Genomic DNA, 16,214 nt, shown 5'->3' on the forward strand with positions numbered 1-16,214 from the left:
CTGGCGGCCCTGAATACCCTTTTACGTCCAGGACCCCCACCCGCCCCTGGCCTTCGGCATGGGGAACCCCAACGACACCCGACCCCTCCCGTTACGGCCCGCCCGGTCCCGTTTCGGCACCGGGTCCTCCCGTCGGTGGGATGACCCGGCTCTCGGGGATACTGGTAGCGGCAGACGTAGAGGGAAAGGCCACACAGGTGACTGAGATCGAGATCGGGCGCGGCAAGCGCGGCCGCAGGGCGTACGGGTTCGACGACATCGCCATCGTCCCCAGCCGGCGCACCCGGGACCCGAAGGAGGTCTCGATCGCCTGGCAGATCGACGCCTACCGCTTCGAGCTGCCCTTTCTGGCCGCCCCCATGGATTCGGTCGTCTCCCCGCAGACCGCCATCCGCATCGGCGAGCTGGGCGGTCTCGGTGTTCTGAACCTCGAGGGTCTGTGGACGCGGTACGAGGACCCGGAGCCGCTGCTCGCCGAGATCGCCGAGCTGGATGAGCGGAACGCGACCCGCCGGATGCAGGAGATCTACGCCGCGCCGATCAAGGAGGAGCTGATCGGGCAGCGTCTGAAGGAGGTGCGCGACTCCGGTGTCGTCACCGCCGCCGCGCTCTCCCCGCAGCGCACCGCGCAGTTCTCCAAGGCCGTCGTGGACGCGGGTGTGGACATCTTCGTGATCCGCGGCACGACCGTCTCGGCCGAGCACGTGTCGGGCCGCGCTGAGCCGCTGAACCTCAAGCAGTTCATCTACGAGCTGGATGTGCCGGTGATTGTGGGTGGCTGCGCCACGTACACCGCGGCGCTGCACCTGATGCGTACGGGTGCGGCCGGTGTTCTCGTCGGCTTCGGCGGCGGCGCCGCCCACACCACCCGCAACGTCCTCGGCATCCAGGTTCCGATGGCGACCGCCGTCGCGGACGTGGCCGCTGCACGCCGGGACTACCTCGACGAGTCCGGCGGCCGCTACGTCCACGTGATCGCGGACGGCGGCGTCGGCTACAGCGGCGACCTGCCGAAGGCGATCGCGTGCGGTGCTGACGCGGTGATGATGGGCTCGCCGCTCGCCCGCGCGACCGACGCGCCCGGCCATGGCCACCACTGGGGCATGGAGGCCGTTCACGAGGACGTGCCGCGCGGCAAGCGGATGAACCTCGGCGCGGTCGGTACGACCGAGGAGATCCTCCTCGGCCCGTCCCACACCCCCGACGGTTCGATGAACTTCTTCGGCGCGCTGCGCCGGGCGATGGCGACGACCGGCTACTCGGACCTCAAGGAGTTCCAGCGTGTCGAGGTCACGGTCGCGCCGGCCCAGCACCAGAAGCGGTGACTCCCCCAGCTACCCCTGGGGGCACTCCCTCAGCTACCGCTGGGGGTACCCCACCCGGGCCGCCAGGCCCAGGGGGATTACCGCTGGGGGTGTGCCCCCAGGAGGTGTCCCCACGCGCTGAGCGGATGACGAAGAGGGGCCCTGGCATGCCAGGGCCCCTCGGGTTTTTCCCGCCCACCTGAAAAGGGGTGGGCGGGCGGGAGAACTCCGGCGCGAGCGCCGGGGAGAGGCGGGGCGCCGGGTTCGGCCTGGAACCCGCGCCGGTTAGAGGCGGTGGGTCGTGCCGGGCGGGGCCGCGCCGCGGGTGTCCAGTAGCAGTTGGGCCTTCACCGCCAGGCCCTGCAGGTCGTACGTACGGTGGTGCTGCAGAAGCAGCGTCAGGTCGGCCTCCGCCGCGGCCTCGTACAGTGACTCGGCACGCGGCACCGGCCGCCCCAGCACTCGCCACTCCGGGACGTACGGGTCGTGATAGCTCAGCTGCGCCCCCATCTCCATCAGCCGTGAGGCGATCTCCCGCGCGGGCGACCCCTCCTGGTCGCCGATGTCGGGCTTGTAGGTGACCCCCAGCAGCAGCACGCGCGCGCCGCGCGCCGACTTGCCGTGCTCGTTGAGGAGCGTGGCGCAGCGCTGGATGACGTACCGCGGCATGCGCATGTTGATCTCCTGTGCCAGCTCCACCATCCGCAGCGGGTAGCCGAGGCTGCGGGCCTGGTACGACAGGTAGTTGGGGTCGATGGGCACGCCGTGGCCGCCGACGCCCGGTCCCGGCCGGAAGGCCTGGAAGCCGAACGGCTTCGTTTCGGCGCAGCGGACCACGTCCCACAGATCGACCCCGATGTCGTGGCAGAAGACCGCCATCTCGTTGGCGAGCGCGATATTGACGTGCCGGTAGTTGTTTTCCAGCACCTTCACGGTCTCCGCCTCGCGCGGCCCGCGGGCCCGTACGACCCGGTCGGTGACCCGTCCGTAGAAGGCCGCGGCCGCATCCGTGCAGGCGGGCGTGAGGCCGCCGATCACCTTGGGCGTGTTGGCATAGCCGTAGCGGCGGTTGCCGGGGTCGAGGCGGGTGGGGGAGTAGGCGAGGTGGAAGTCGCGCCCGGCCCGCAGTCCGGAGCCGCTCTCGAGGATCGGGCGCAGGAATTCCTCGGTGGTGCCGGGGTAGACAGTGGACTCCAACAGGACAAGGGTGCGCGGGCGCAGACGGGTCGCCAGTTCCTGGGCCGCCTCGCCGACCGCCGTGAGATCCAAGGTCCGGTCCTCGCTCAGCGGTGTGGGGGCGCAGATCACCGCCGTACGGACCCGGCCCAGTTCTGCCGGGTCCGTTGTGGCCCGGAAGCCCCCCGAGAGCATCCGGCGGATTTCGGCGGCGGTGAGGGAACCCTCCACAGGTGGGTGGCCGGCCCGCAGTTCGGCGATGGCGCTGGTGTCCGAGTCATAGCCGATCGTGGAGATGCCGGAGGCGGTGGCGGCCTGGGCGAGGGGGAGACCGAGGTGGCCGAGTCCGACGACCACGAGGTCTGCGGGCATGGCTGGGCCGTCCTTCCGAAGACGGTGATGTATGGCGCTATGTAAGGCTAACCACACATATGACTGATATTGAGGATTGACGGGCAGGTGGCGGGCGGATGGCGGGTACGGGAGCAGGGTGGCTGCGGGCCCGGCGCGCGGTCAGAATCGTCGAGCGGGGGGATGGTGTGCCGGACCACTACGGGAGGCAGCAGTGAGCACAGCGACACTGGGACCGGCCGAGCGCAGCGAGGCGCTTGCCCGGATGGCGGAGCGTGAGCTGGACATCCTCGTCGTGGGCGGGGGCGTGGTCGGCGCGGGTACGGCGCTCGACGCGGCGACCCGCGGCCTGGCGACCGGCCTGGTCGAGGCGCGCGACTGGGCCGCGGGGACCTCGTCGAGGTCGAGCAAGCTGATCCACGGCGGACTGCGCTACCTGGAGATGCTCGACTTCGCGCTGGTGCGCGAGGCGCTGAAGGAGCGTGGGCTGCTCACCCAGCGGATCGCGCCGCACCTGGTCAAGCCGGTGCCGTTCCTCTACCCGCTGCGGCACAGGGGCTGGGAGCGGCTGTACACCGGAGCGGGCGTGGCGCTGTACGACCTGATGTCCATCTCCTCCGGGCAGTCCCGCGGCATGCCCGTCCACCGGCACCTCACGCGCCGTCAGGCGCTACGGGTGGCGCCCTGCCTGAAGAAGGACGCGCTGGTCGGCGCGATCCAGTACTACGACGCTCAGATGGACGACGCCCGGTATGTCACCACCCTGGTGCGTACGGCGGCTTCATACGGCACGTACGCCGCCAACCGGGCCCGGGTCGTCGGCTTTCTGCGCGAGGGAGAGCGCGTCGTCGGTGCCCGGGTGGCGGACGTGGAGGCCGGGGGCGAGTACGAGGTGCACGCCCGGCAGGTGGTGAACGCCACAGGGGTGTGGACGGATGAGACCCAGGCGCTGATCGGGGAGCGGGGCCAGTTCCACGTACGGGCCTCCAAGGGCATCCACCTGGTGGTGCCGAAGGACCGGATCCACTCCACGACCGGGCTCATTCTGCGCACCGAGAAGAGCGTGCTGTTCGTGATCCCGTGGGGCAGGCACTGGATCATCGGCACCACGGACACCGACTGGGACCTGGACAAGTGTCATCCGGCCGCGTCCAGGGCCGACATCGACTACCTGCTGGAGCACGTGAACGAGGTGCTGGCGGTGCCGCTGACGCGTGACGACGTGGAAGGGGTGTACGCCGGGCTCCGCCCGCTGCTGGCGGGCGAGTCCGAGGCGACGAGCCAGCTGTCGCGTGAGCACACGGTCGCGCATCCCGTGCCGGGCCTGGTGGTGGTCGCGGGCGGCAAGTACACGACGTACCGCGTGATGGCCAAGGACGCGGTCGACGCGGCGGTGCACGGGCTGGACCGCCGCGTCGCGGAGAGCATCACCGAGGATGTGCCGCTGGTCGGCGCGGAGGGGTACCGGGCGCTGTGGAACGCGCGGGCCCGGATCGCGGCCGACACGGGCCTGCATGTGGCGCGTATCGAGCACTTGCTCAACCGGTACGGCGCGCTGGCCGAGGAAGTCCTCGAACTCATCCGGAGGGACCCGTCGCTGGGCGAGCCGCTGATCACGGCGGAGGACTATCTGCGGGCGGAGATTGTCTACGGGGCGTCGCACGAGGGCGCTCGGCATCTGGACGATGTGCTGACACGGCGTACCCGCATCTCGATCGAGACCTTCGACCGGGGTACGCGCTGTGCGCGCGAGGCCGCGGAGCTGATGGCGCCGGTCCTGGGCTGGGACAAGGAGCAGATCGAGAAGGAGGTCGCGCACTATGAGAAGCGGGTGGAGGCGGAGCGGGAGTCGCAGCTTCAGCCGGATGACTTGACGGCCGATGCGGCGAGGCTGGGGGCCCCGGACATCGTTCCGCTCTGAGCGGCGCGCACCGAAGGGGCGGGTCAGGGGCGCGGAGCGCAGAACTCCGCGTCCAGGGCCCGCTTTTCGGCGCGGTCGTCCCCCACGGCATCCGTGTTCACGCGATAGCTGAACACATGGCTGCCGTCCGCCGTGCCCGCCGCGCGGACGTAGCTGCCGAGGATGCTGCCGTTGTGCCCCCATACGGTCACCCCGCACGACAGCTGTGTGGGAAAGATACCCAGCCCGTACCGCCCGTGCGACCCCGAGGTGTCCCGCATCTGCCGCAGCTGCTCGGGCGGGAGCAGAGCGCCGCTCAGCAGGGCGGAGAAGAAGCGGTTGAGATCGCCGAGTGTGGACACCGCCTCGCCCGCGGCCCCCGCGCCGGACGGGTCGAGGTCGGTGACGTCCACCGGCCGTGGCGTGGCACGTGTGGGGGGCGGCGGAGCCGGGGTGGTCGGGGATGGCGCGAACAGCATGGTCGGCGTGGCCGGAGCCGGGCTGGATGCCGTTGGTGAGGTGGCCGAGGCAGGCGCCGTTGTGGGCGCGGCCGAGGCGGTCGGCGACGGTGAGCTGGGTGTGGTCGAGGCAGGCGCCGTTGTGGGCGCGGTCGGGGCGGTCGGCGACGGTGAGCTGGGTGTGGTCGATGCAGGCGCCGTTGTGGGCGCGGTCGGGGCGGTCGGCGACGGTGAGCTGGGTGTGGTCGATGCAGGCGCCGTTGTGGGCGCGGTCGGGGCGGTCGGCGACGGTGAGGCGGTCGGCGCGGCCACGCCTGAGTACGCCCGGCCGTGCGGGCCCGGCAGATCCTCCCGCGTACCGGGGAAGGACGTACCGGTCAGCCCCAGTGGCTTCAGGATCCGCCGCTCGATCTCCCGCGCGTACGGCTGCCCCGTCACCTTCTCGACGATCAGCCCGAGCAGCACGTAGTCGGTGTTGGAGTAGTGGTAGCCCGAGCCGGCCGGGAAATAGGGCGTGTGCCGCAGTGCCGTACGGACCAGCTGCTCCGGCGTGGTGCGGGAGCCGGCGCGGTGCGCGGCGAGCCCCTGCCCGAAGAACCCCGCACTCAGCCGCCGGTCCGTCACGTAGTCGAACAACCCACTCGTATGGTCCAGGAGTTGGCGGATGGTGATCCGGCGGCCGTCGTTGCCGTTGCCACGTACCAGGCCCGGCAGATGGGCCTCGACCGCGTCACTCAGGGACAGCCGGCGCTCCGCCACGAGCTGGAGCACGACGGTCGCCACGAAGGTCTTGGTGATGCTTCCGGCCCGGAAGCGGTCGTAGGCCCGGATGTGCCGATGGCTCCGCAGATCGGCTACCCCGGCGGCCGTGAAGCGCCCGCCCTTTCCGTGTTCCCAGGACATCGCGGCCGCGCCCGGCGCGTCCCTGGCCGTCATCAGCCGCCCGACGGCCGCCCGCACCGCGGGCCGTTCGGCGGGCGGCTGTCCGTGCCGAGGCGCGCCGCAGCCGCCGGCGAGCAGCGCGACCGCCACCGCCAGCGCCGCCGGCTGTGCGGTTCGCTTCGGCATGGGCACCTCGAGTCTGGTACGAGGACCCATCATGCCCCTGGGGTGGGGGGCCGCTGTCAAGCGGGGGCCCTGGGCATGGACCCGGGCCTTTTCCGCCACGGGGCATGAGGGAGAATGGAGGCTCTGCCGGGGCGGGGTCGCCCGAGTTGGACGCAACGCCAAAGACATACCAACTCGGTGCGAACGTGGATTGATTGCGCTGAGGGGATGCATGTCGAAGGCGGAGAAGACACAGGGCAGCACAGGTCGTCTCCTCGCTGGGCGCTACCGGCTCGGGGAGGTGCTGGGCCGGGGCGGCATGGGCACGGTCTGGCGGGCCGTTGACGAGACCCTGGGCCGGACAGTCGCGATCAAGGAACTGCGGTTCCCGAGCAGCGTCGACGAGGACGAGAAGCGGCGCCTGGTCACCCGTACGCTGCGCGAGGCGAAGGCGATCGCACGCATCCGCAGCCATGGCGCGGTCACGGTCTACGACGTGGTCGACGAGGACGACCGGCCGTGGATCGTCATGGAGCTGATCGAGGGCTCCTCGCTCGCGGATGTCATCCGGGAAAAGGGCACCTTGACGCCGTATCGGGCCGCCGAGGTGGGACTCGCCGTCCTGGAGGTGCTGCGCGCGGCGCACCGCGAAGGCATCCTGCACCGCGATGTGAAGCCGTCCAACGTGCTGATCTCGGACGACGGGCGGGTGGTGCTCACCGACTTCGGCATCGCGCAGGTGGAGGGCGACCCCTCGGTCACCTCGACGGGCATGCTCGTCGGCGCGCCCTCGTACATCTCGCCGGAGCGGGCGCGTGGCCACAAGCCCGGCCCCCCGTCGGACCTGTGGTCGCTGGGCGCGCTGCTGTACGCCTGTGTGGAGGGCGTGCCGCCGTACGACAAGGGCTCGGCCATAGCGACGCTGACGGCCGTGATGACCGAGCCGCTGGTGCCGCCGAAGAACGCGGGCCCGCTGGCGGAGGTCATCCATGGCCTGCTCGTGAAGGACCCGGAGCTGCGGCTGGACGAGGATGACGCGCGAACGCTGCTGACGGACGCGCTGACCGCCCCGGAGGAGAAGGAGCCGCCGGCGCCCGAAAAGCCCGAGCCGACGCAGGTGATGGCCGTGCCGGCGCAGCCCGCGGAGGAGTCCGCCTCCGCGGCTTCGCGGCGGGCGGAGGTGGAGACGCGGCTGCGTGGTGCGCTGCAGTCCGTACGGAACGCGGCGGCCGCGGCGAAGGCCAAGCCCGTTGCGGCCGCGCCCGCATCCCGGTCGGGTCCTTCCTCCGGTGCCCCGGACCGCCAGCCCCCACCGTCGTCGATCACGGATGTGGTACCGAAGCGGACGCTGGTGATCCTGGCGGCGGTTGTGGCCCTGATCGTCCTCGGTACGGTGCTTGTGTTCGCGCTGGACGGCAGCGGCGGTGGCCAGGGCAAGGACGCCAAGGCCAAGGACGACAAGGCTGTTTCGAGCGGCGCGAGCGCCGGAACGGGGCAGGCCAAGCCCTCTGACAAGCCGTCGGAGACATCGCAGACCGATAGCGAGACAGGAGCACCGCAGAAGCCGAGTCAGGGGTCCGTCCAGCCCAAGGACAAGCAACCGGGCAACACCAAGCCGGACGAGAAGTCCGGCTCCGGCGGGCTGCCGAGCGGCTTCGAGCGGATCCGGAACGACCGCTTCAAGTTCAGCATCGCCATGCCCACGGGCTGGAAGCTGCTGCGGATCGCCGGAGCGGGCTCGGGCGCCGTCTACAGCAAGTCCGGCGGCTTCCCGCGTCTGCAGGTCGACTTCAGCGACCAGCCCAAGTCTGACGCGGCGGCCGCCTGGCGCAGCGCTGAACCCGCGGTCCGCCAGAACGCCAACGGCTACTTCAGGGTCAGGATCACCCCGGTCAACTACCGCGGCTACCCGACGGTCGCCGACTGGATCTTCGAGCAGACCCTGAACGGTGAGCGGGTGCGGGTGCTCGACCGCGGCATGAAAGTCGACAGCACGCACGGTTATGCGATCATGATCACGTGCAAGAAGAGCGAGTGGGACGGCAAGGAGTGCCGCACGCTGCGTGACACGGCGTTCAAGACCTTCAGGCCGCTGGGTGCGTGAGAGGCTGCAGAGCGGAAGAGCGGACGGGCTGAACCGTACAATTCGCGGGGGTTCGGACGTCCGCTCGGCAGGGCCCGGCCCGGGCACGTATCGTGAAACCACGCGGACCGTACGCAGCCGCAACAAGCCGGGAAGCGACCGAAATTGACGGTTTCGGGCGTGTGAGACGCATGCTGGGGAGGCGTCGTGCACGACTACGCGGGACGGGTGCTCGCCGACCGCTACCGCCTGCCCCGACCGCCCTCCGACGAGTACGACTTCGTCGAGACGCGTGCGTTTGACACGTACAGCGGCCAGGAGGTCATGGTCCGTCAGCTTCCGCTGCCCGAGGTCGTCGACGCGGAGTTCGTGGACGCGGAGGTCGCCGGAGCCGACGGGCGGTACCGGGCGCAGGGTGGCGTGGCTCGTACGGCGCGGCGGGTGAGCGACCCGGCGGTGCAGCGGGCCATCGACGCCGTGCGAGCGGCCGCCGGGGTACCCGACCATCCTCGGCTCGACCAGGTCTTCGACGTGTTCGCCGAAGGCGGCAGTCTGTGGATCGTCAGCGAATGGGTGGTCGCGCGGCCGCTGTCGGCGCTCCTCGCCGAGCGGCCGATGTCGCCGCATCGCGCGGCGGAGGTGGCCGCCGACATCCTCACGGCACTGCGCGCCGTGCACGCCCACGGCTGGACGCACCGCAATGTCACTGCCCGGACGGTGCTGGTCTGCGACGACGGACGCGCCATGCTCACGGGCCTGGCGGCCGGCGCGGCCGAAGAGGCCCTGTGCGGCTACGACCCGGTGCCGCGCGCCCGGGGCGCGGGGCGCGGCGTTGGTTCGGCCGGTGACGACCCGGACCACGGCCGCCCGGAGGCGAGCGCGCGAACACCAGCACATGCGCTGGGCTCGCCGGTCGGCGGCCGCGGCTGGGGCCCGAGCCCGGATCCGTCGCTTGACCCTTACGGACCTGCGGCGCCTGGCCCCTCCGGACCGGAGCCGGGTGTACCAGCCGAGCCCGATGCCGCGGTGCTCTCCGCCAACGGAGGCTACGCCGCCGAGGACGGCCACGACGGTGCGGTGGGTCCCGACCCCCGGACCGCGGGTGCGAGGGCGATCGCAGCCAACCTGGCGCGAGCCAGGACAGCCGCCGCACGTAACCGCGTCCGGCCCGAAGGCCCGGGAGACCTCGGCAGCGAGTACGGCGATTACGCCGCCACGCACACGGCCGGCCCAGGCGCTCTCCCGGCTCCTCGCCCCGGGACCGGTGCCTTGGCCGAGGCAGGCACGGGCGTGCCCGCGGGACTGCCCGCCCCGCGGGCCGCGCACGGCGAAACCGCCATCGAGGCACCGGTCAACGCTCAGTGGGACACATCGGCGGGACGGGAGACAGCCGGAGCCGGCGGCACCTACAGCGGCCCCGTCACGCCGCTCGCCGCCGAGCGCGCCCGCCAGGCCCGTATGGTCGTCGTCGGTGCCGTCACCGAGCGATGGGCTCCCGAACAGGCCCGTCCCATCCAGGACAACGGGCGGCCCGTGGCAGGCGCCGTCGGCCCTGCCACCGACTTCTGGGCGCTCGGCGCCCTGCTTTTCCGTGCCGTCCAGGGCCACGCCCCCTTCCCCGAGGAGAGCGCCGCCGAACTCGTCCAGCTCGTGTGCTCCGAGCCGCCCGCGTACGCGGAGGAGTGCGGCCCGCTGCGCCCCGTCGTCGAGTCACTGCTGCGTCAGGACCACAGTGAGCGCCCCGACATGGAGGAGCTGCGCGGCTGGCTGCACTCGCTCATCCGGTCCGCGCCGGAGCCGGACATCGGCAGCCGTACGGTCGTCGTGCCGTCCCTCGGCGGCAGCGGCGCCGTCCCGGCCCTGGGCACCGGCGTGGTGAACCCCGGGCGCCTGCCGGTGGTACGCCGCCGGGGCGAGCTGGTCCGCAGGCGCCGCGTCGGGTCCCCGGCGGTTGTCCACGGCCGCCACAAGAAGGCCAAGGGGCCGCGACAGCGCAGCCCGCGCAGCCTCGGGCTGCTGCTCGTCGGCCTGATCCTGCTGGCGCTGATCGCCACCGTGGCGTACGCCGCGCTGTTCCTGCCGCGTGCCGCAGAGCAGCAGGACAGCGGCGGCCGGGAGCGTACGGGCGCGGCGGGCGCGGCGAGTTCGGCCCCCGCCCAGGGCGGACCGACGCCCTCCCAGGACCAGGACACCCAGACGCCCATCTCCCAGCAGCCGCAGACGACCGCGCCCGCGGACCTCCCGCAGGGCTTCGCCCTGCGCACGGACCCGAGGGGCTTCGAACTGGCCGTCCACAAGGACTGGGAGCGGCGCGGCGAGAACGACCGCGGCCAGATCCGCTACCTCGGCGGCGACTACGAGCTGATCGTGGTCCCCGGCCGCGACTCCGTCGACACCTACGGCAGCGACCCGATGGCCTACCAGCAGGAGAAAGAGCGGGAGTTGGCGTCCTTCCGCTCCTCCCAGTGGTCCTCGGCCTCTGGCCTGCGCCGTATCGACGTCGGGCAGACGGCGATGGCGGAGGGCTCGTACACCTGGAAGGACAGCAGCGGCCGCGAGGTGTACGCCCGTAACCTCGCCATGATCCTCGACCGTCGCTACCACCTGGTGCTGGTCATCGGCCCAGCCGGCAAGCGCGACGACGTCGACCGCTTCTTCGAGCAGGCGGCCGACACCTACCGCGTCAGGTGATCGCTCGGCCTCTGCCGCACCGCGCAGGCCGCGCCGGGGATCTTTTCCGGGCAGCGGCAGGACAATGGGGCAGGATTGCACCATGGAGACCATTGGGGGTGAAGGCAGCGGCGGTCTGATCGCGGGGCGTTACCGGCTCGGTGCCCGCCTCGGGCGTGGCGGCATGGGCACCGTGTGGCGGGCCACGGATCAGCTGCTCGGCCGTGAGGTGGCCGTCAAGGAACTGCGCCTGGACGACGACCTGCCGGACGAGGACTGCCGCCTGCTGCGCGAGCGGACCCTGCGCGAGGCCCGTACGGTGGCGCAGTTCCATCACCCGAACGTCGTCGTCGTGCATGATGTGGTCGAGCAGGACGAACGCCCCTGGATCGTGATGGAGTTGGTGGACGGCCGTCCGCTCAGCGACCAGCTGGCCATCGACGGGCCGGTCGGCGCGCGTGAGGCGGCCCGGATCGGTCTCGCGCTGCTGGGCGCGCTGCGCGTGGCGCATGCGCACGGTGTGCTGCACCGGGACATCAAGCCCGCGAACGTCCTGATCGAGGAGGGCACCGGGCGCGTCGTGCTCACCGACTTCGGCATCGCCCGGATCGCCGACAGCACCACGATCACCGAGACGGGCACGTTCGTCGGCTCCCCCGAGTACACCGCGCCGGAGCGGATGTCCAGCGGCCCCACCGGACCGGAGTCCGACCTGTGGTCGCTGGGCGTGCTGCTGTGCGCGGCCCTGAGCGGCAAGTCGCCCTTTCACCGCCACTCGTTGGGGGCTGTGCTGCACGCGGTCGTCTACGAGGACTTCATCCCGCCGGAGGCCGCGGCACCACTGCTGCCGGTCGTACGGGGCCTGCTGGAGCGGGATCCGGAGCGGCGGCTGGACGCGGCCGGGGCCGAGTGGCTGCTGTCGGAGTACCTGCGGACCGGGCGGATGCCCGACGCGGCGCCGGCCGCCACCCGGCAGGGCGTCGCCCCGGTGCCGCCGGGCCGCTGGCGCGCGGCCCGCGCACGGGCCGCCCTGACGGCCGCGCTGCTGGTCGTGGCGGCAGGCGGGGCCGGGGTGGCGGCCGTGGCCATGCTGGTGGACCACAACGGCGGGGCCACCGCCGGCGGGCAGAGCGGCGCGAACGGGAATGGCCCGCACCCCACGGGGACCCAGCTCACCCCGTCCCCGACGGTGACCATCACCGAGACCGGCACCGCGCCGCCGACCGTCCCGCAGGGCTATCGCACCGTCTCCGACCCCGCGGGCTTCCGCCTCGCCGTTCCCGAGGGCTTCACCCGCTCCTTCCAGCCGCCGAGGGTGTACTACTACTCGGCCGGCGAACGGTTCCGGATCGGCATCCACATCCAGCAGGCCAAGCAGGGCGGTGCGCTGGCGGCGATGCGGAAGGCCGACGCCGAAGGCCCAGGCCACTACAAGGGTTACCGCGCCGGCACGGTCACCAGGACGACACACGACGGACACCCGGCCGCCCTCTGGGAGTTCACCTGGGACGGCTTCGCCGCGGACGGCGGGCCCAGGCACACCTTCGACCTCAGCTGGGACGAGGACGGCAGGATGTACGACATCTGGATCTCGGCTCCCGTCAGCGAACAGTCCTTGGCGCAGCGGCACTTCGACGTCGCGCTGAGCAGCTTCGTGGACACCGGTCCGCCGTCCTGAACCGACCGGCCACCAGGCGTGACGGGCTTTGTTACGGTGCTGCATCCGAACATGACCCGACTGCTACGGGCGTCCGGCCAGTCGCCATGATGGGCGCATGATGAACAATGGGGGACGGGTGAACGAGCCCACCAGCTACAGTCTTCAGCCGCCGCAGGCCGCCCCTGCCCAGCCGCCGCAGGCCCTGTACCAGGACGGGGGGCAGCAGAGCGCGTACGTGCCGACGCAGAGCGGCTCCATGCCCGGCGGTGGTGGCGGCCAGGGTGCCACCGCGGAGTCCGACCCCAATGCCGGCCGTCTGATCGGCGGGCGCTACCAGCTCGTCTCCCGCCTGGGACACGGCGGTATGGGAACCGTCTGGCGGGCGCGGGACGTGGTCGTCGACCGCGAGGTCGCCGTCAAGGAGCCGCGCGTACCGGACCATCTGCCGGAGCGCGAGCGCCAGACCGTGTACCAGCGGATGCAGCGTGAGGCGCGGGCCGCCGCCCGGATCAGCCACCCCTCGGTCGTCACCATGCATGACGTGGTGATCGAGGACGGGCGGCCGTGGATCGTCATGGAGCTGGTGCGCGGCCGTTCGCTGGGCGACCAGTTGCACGAGGGCACGCTCGACCACCGCGAGGCGGCCCGGATCGGCCTCGCGGTCCTCGGTGCGCTCGCCGCCGCTCACCAGGCGGGTGTCCTGCACCGGGACGTCAAGCCGGACAATGTGCTGCTGGGCGGTGGGGGTACCTCCCATGCCGAAGGCTATGGGGGAGACCGGGTCGTGCTCACCGACTTCGGCATCGCGCAGGTCGAGGGCGAGCAGGGCCTGACGGAGACGGGAGCGTTCGTCGGCTCGCCCGAGTTCGTCGCTCCGGAGCGGGTGCTGGGGCAGCGGCCCGGACCGGAGTCCGACCTGTGGTCACTGGGCGTCGTGCTGTACGCGGCGGTGGAGGGCATGTCCCCGTACCGCCGTTCCAACACCCCGGCGACGCTGCAGGCCGTGCTGTCGGCCGAGCCCCAGGCCCCCGCCCGCGGCTCCGGCCCGCTCGCCACCCTCATCATGCAGCTGCTGCGCAAGGACCCGGCCGCGCGCCCGTCGGTGCAGGAGGTCCGGCAGGTTCTCGAGCGCGTCGCGGCGCCGCCGCAGCCGACGGCGCCGCTGCCGGTCACCGGCGGAGCGAAGGCACTGAAGGCCAGCCGCAAGGCGCAACTCGGCCTCGCCGGGGGCGTACTGGCCGTGGCGCTCGCACTGGTTCTCACCCTGACGAAACCCTTCGCGGGTGACGAGCCGCCCGAGGGCTGGGTCGTGCGGGAGGAGGGCGAGATCGTCAAGGCGTCCCTCTCCCTGCCGAAGGACTACCAGCGGAAGGTGGACTCCGACACCGATGACGAGGGGCGCCTGACCTTCTACGACCCCAGCGGGGTGTTCAGCGTCGAGCTCGAGCGGGTGGCGAACGGCGAGGACGTCGGCCCGGTCGCCGAGGAGGCCAAGGAGTGGGCGACGTACTACAAGAGCGGTGAGGACTCCTCGATGAAGCACGTGACGTCCACGACGGCCCGGTCCACCCAGCAGGGCAAGCAGGCGGCGGACATCACCACCGTCTATCGGGCGTATGAGGACGTCACGGATCCCACCAACATCGTCTACCGGCGTCTCGACCACCTCTATGTCAATGACCGGAAGGTCTACTGGCGGCTGTCGATGACCATGCCCGACAAGGGCCCGGTCGCGGCGATGGGCAAGCAGTTCTTCGATGATGTGGTGAAGCACCTGAACATCGACGAACAACAGCTCTGAGCCACGCGGGCGTGCCCTCCGGCACGACGAAACGCCCCTGATCGGCTGGTTGTGCCAGTCATCACTGGCACAGTGGCGGAAAAGTGGTTACTACCGGGTACCCAACGGGGCCGCTCGCCAATACGCTGCCAGGCATGACGGACTCGCAGGGCACCATGACGAAAGCCGAACCCACCACGTCCGGCAACCAGGTCTTCACCGCCCCGGAGGGCACCCGCACCGCAGCCGACGTGGTGACCCCCGACCTGGTCGCCCGGCTCACCCGCGATGTGGTGGGCACCGGCTCCACCGCCAACCACACCCCCTTCACCGGGGAGAAGCTGGCAGACCTGCCCGAGTCCACGCCCGAGGACGTGGCCACCGCATTCGCCCGCGCCCGCGAGGCCCAGAAGGCGTGGGCGGCCACGCCCGTACGCAAGCGCGCCGCCGTGCTGCTCCGCTTCCACGACCTCGTCCTGGAGCGCCAGGCCGAGGTCCTGGACCTCATCCAGCTGGAGACCGGCAAGGCCCGGCTGCACGCGCACGAGGAGGTGCAGGCGGTCGCCGTCGCCGCCCGGCACTACGGACGCAAGGCCCCGGCGTATCTGCGGCCCAAGGGCCGCACCGGCGTCGTACCGACCCTCACCAAGGTCACCGAGCTGCGTCAGCCGCGCGGTGTCGTCGGCCAGATAGCGCCCTGGAACTATCCCTTCGAGCTGTCCGCCGGCGACGCGCTGCCCGCCTTCGTCGCGGGCAACGCCGTGGTGATGAAGCCCGACACCGAGACCGCGCTCACCGCGCTGTGGGCGCGTGAGCTGCTGATCGAGGCAGGCCTGCCGGCCGGGGTGTGGCAGGTCGTCCTCGGCGAGGGGCCGGTGGTCGGCCCGGCCGTCGTCGAGCATGCCGACTACGTCTCCTTCACCGGCTCCACCCGCACCGGCCGCGAGGTCGCCCAGAGCGCCGCCGCCCGTCTCGTCGGCTGCTCCCTCGAACTCGGCGGCAAGAACGCCATGCTGGTGCTGCACGACGCCGACCTCGACAAGGCCGCCGCCGGCGCGGTCCGGGGCTGCTTCTCCTCCGCCGGTCAGCTGTGCATCTCCATCGAGCGGCTGTACGTCCACGAGTCCGTCGCCGACGCGTTCCTCGAGCGCTTCGCGGCCCGTACGCGCGCGATGCGCCTGGGCGCCGCGCTGGCCTACGGCGCCGACATGGGCTCGCTCGTCTCGCAGCGGCAACTGGACAACGTCACCCGGCATGTGGAGGAGGCCGTCGGAAAGGGCGCGACGGTCGTCGCGGGCGGCCGCCCCCGGCCCGAGATCGGCCCGCTGTTCTACGAGCCCACGATCCTCGACGGCGTGGAGTCCCCGATGGCCGTCTGCGCCGAGGAGACCTTCGGCCCGGTCGTGTCCATCTACCGCTTCAGCGACGAGGACGAGGCCGTGGAGCGCGCCAACGCGACCCCGTACGGCCTGAACTCCAGCGTGTGGACCAAGGACGGCCGGCGTGGGCGGGCGATCGCCGCCAGGCTGCGCACCGGCACCGTCAACGTCAACGAGAGCTATGCCGCCGGCTACGGCAGCGTGCAGGCCCCGATGGGCGGCATGGGCGACTCCGGACTCGGGCGCCGCCACGGCTCCGAGGGCATTCTCAAGTACACCGAGGTCCAGACCGTCGCGCACCAGCGGCTGCTGCCGCTGGCCCCGTCCTTCGGCATGGACGACGCGCAGTACGCGGACTTCATGAGCCGCAGCCTGCGCGCGATGAAGGCGCTGCGGCTGCGCTGAC

At 71.7% G+C, this 16,214-nt stretch carries 9 protein-coding genes; 7 read left to right on the plus strand and 2 right to left on the minus strand.

Features of this window, described 5'->3' with window-relative positions:
* Nucleotides 1-197: 197 nt before the first annotated feature.
* Nucleotides 198-1,325 carry a GuaB3 family IMP dehydrogenase-related protein gene (locus ACY34J_RS09070; protein WP_462725992.1) on the plus strand — a complete coding sequence of 376 codons (1,128 nt, stop codon included), beginning with the start codon at nucleotides 198-200 and terminating at the stop codon, nucleotides 1,323-1,325.
* Between the two features lie 264 nt (nucleotides 1,326-1,589).
* Here the strand turns inward: ACY34J_RS09070 and ACY34J_RS09075 are convergent, their stop codons facing one another.
* Entirely contained in the window at nucleotides 1,590-2,852 is a 1,263-nt protein-coding gene (locus ACY34J_RS09075) for a nucleotide sugar dehydrogenase (RefSeq protein ID WP_462725991.1), read from the minus strand.
* A gap of 193 nt (nucleotides 2,853-3,045) precedes the next feature.
* Here ACY34J_RS09075 and ACY34J_RS09080 point away from each other — a divergent pair, with 193 nt between their 5' ends.
* The gene (locus tag ACY34J_RS09080; protein ID WP_462725990.1) at nucleotides 3,046-4,752 is read left to right on the plus strand and encodes a glycerol-3-phosphate dehydrogenase/oxidase; all 1,707 of its coding nucleotides are present in this window, start codon (nucleotides 3,046-3,048) and stop codon (nucleotides 4,750-4,752) included.
* Nucleotides 4,753-4,775: 23 nt separating this feature from the next.
* Here ACY34J_RS09080 and ACY34J_RS09085 read toward each other — a convergent pair whose 3' ends face one another.
* Nucleotides 4,776-6,470: a serine hydrolase domain-containing protein gene (locus ACY34J_RS09085; RefSeq protein WP_462761945.1), complete on the minus strand. Its 1,695-nt coding sequence runs from the start codon at nucleotides 6,468-6,470 to the stop codon at nucleotides 4,776-4,778.
* Between ACY34J_RS09085 and ACY34J_RS09090 the strand changes: the two genes are divergently transcribed.
* The 5 genes from ACY34J_RS09090 to ACY34J_RS09110 all read left to right on the plus strand — a co-directional run bounded on the left by ACY34J_RS09090 (nucleotide 6,469) and on the right by ACY34J_RS09110 (nucleotide 16,213).
* The gene (locus tag ACY34J_RS09090) at nucleotides 6,469-8,340 is read left to right on the plus strand and encodes a serine/threonine-protein kinase (RefSeq protein WP_462725989.1); all 1,872 of its coding nucleotides are present in this window, start codon (nucleotides 6,469-6,471) and stop codon (nucleotides 8,338-8,340) included. The two genes, ACY34J_RS09085 and ACY34J_RS09090, sit on opposite strands and share 2 nt — an antisense overlap.
* A 186-nt stretch (nucleotides 8,341-8,526) precedes the next feature.
* A complete protein-coding gene (locus ACY34J_RS09095; protein ID WP_462725988.1) occupies nucleotides 8,527-11,010 on the plus strand; it encodes a protein kinase family protein in 2,484 nt (827 codons plus the stop codon).
* An 82-nt stretch (nucleotides 11,011-11,092) separates the two neighbouring features.
* Nucleotides 11,093-12,667, plus strand: a complete 1,575-nt coding sequence (locus ACY34J_RS09100; protein WP_462725987.1) for a serine/threonine-protein kinase — start codon at nucleotides 11,093-11,095, stop codon at nucleotides 12,665-12,667.
* Nucleotides 12,668-12,764: 97 nt separating this feature from the next.
* Nucleotides 12,765-14,450, plus strand: coding sequence for a serine/threonine-protein kinase (locus ACY34J_RS09105; RefSeq protein WP_462725986.1), 1,686 nt, complete (start codon nucleotides 12,765-12,767; stop codon nucleotides 14,448-14,450).
* Between the two features lie 134 nt (nucleotides 14,451-14,584).
* Entirely contained in the window at nucleotides 14,585-16,213 is a 1,629-nt protein-coding gene (locus ACY34J_RS09110; RefSeq protein ID WP_462725985.1) for a succinic semialdehyde dehydrogenase, read from the plus strand.
* The last annotated feature ends 1 nt before the right edge of the window (nucleotide 16,214 follow it).

The organism is Streptomyces sp. HSS9-12, assembly GCF_054963655.1.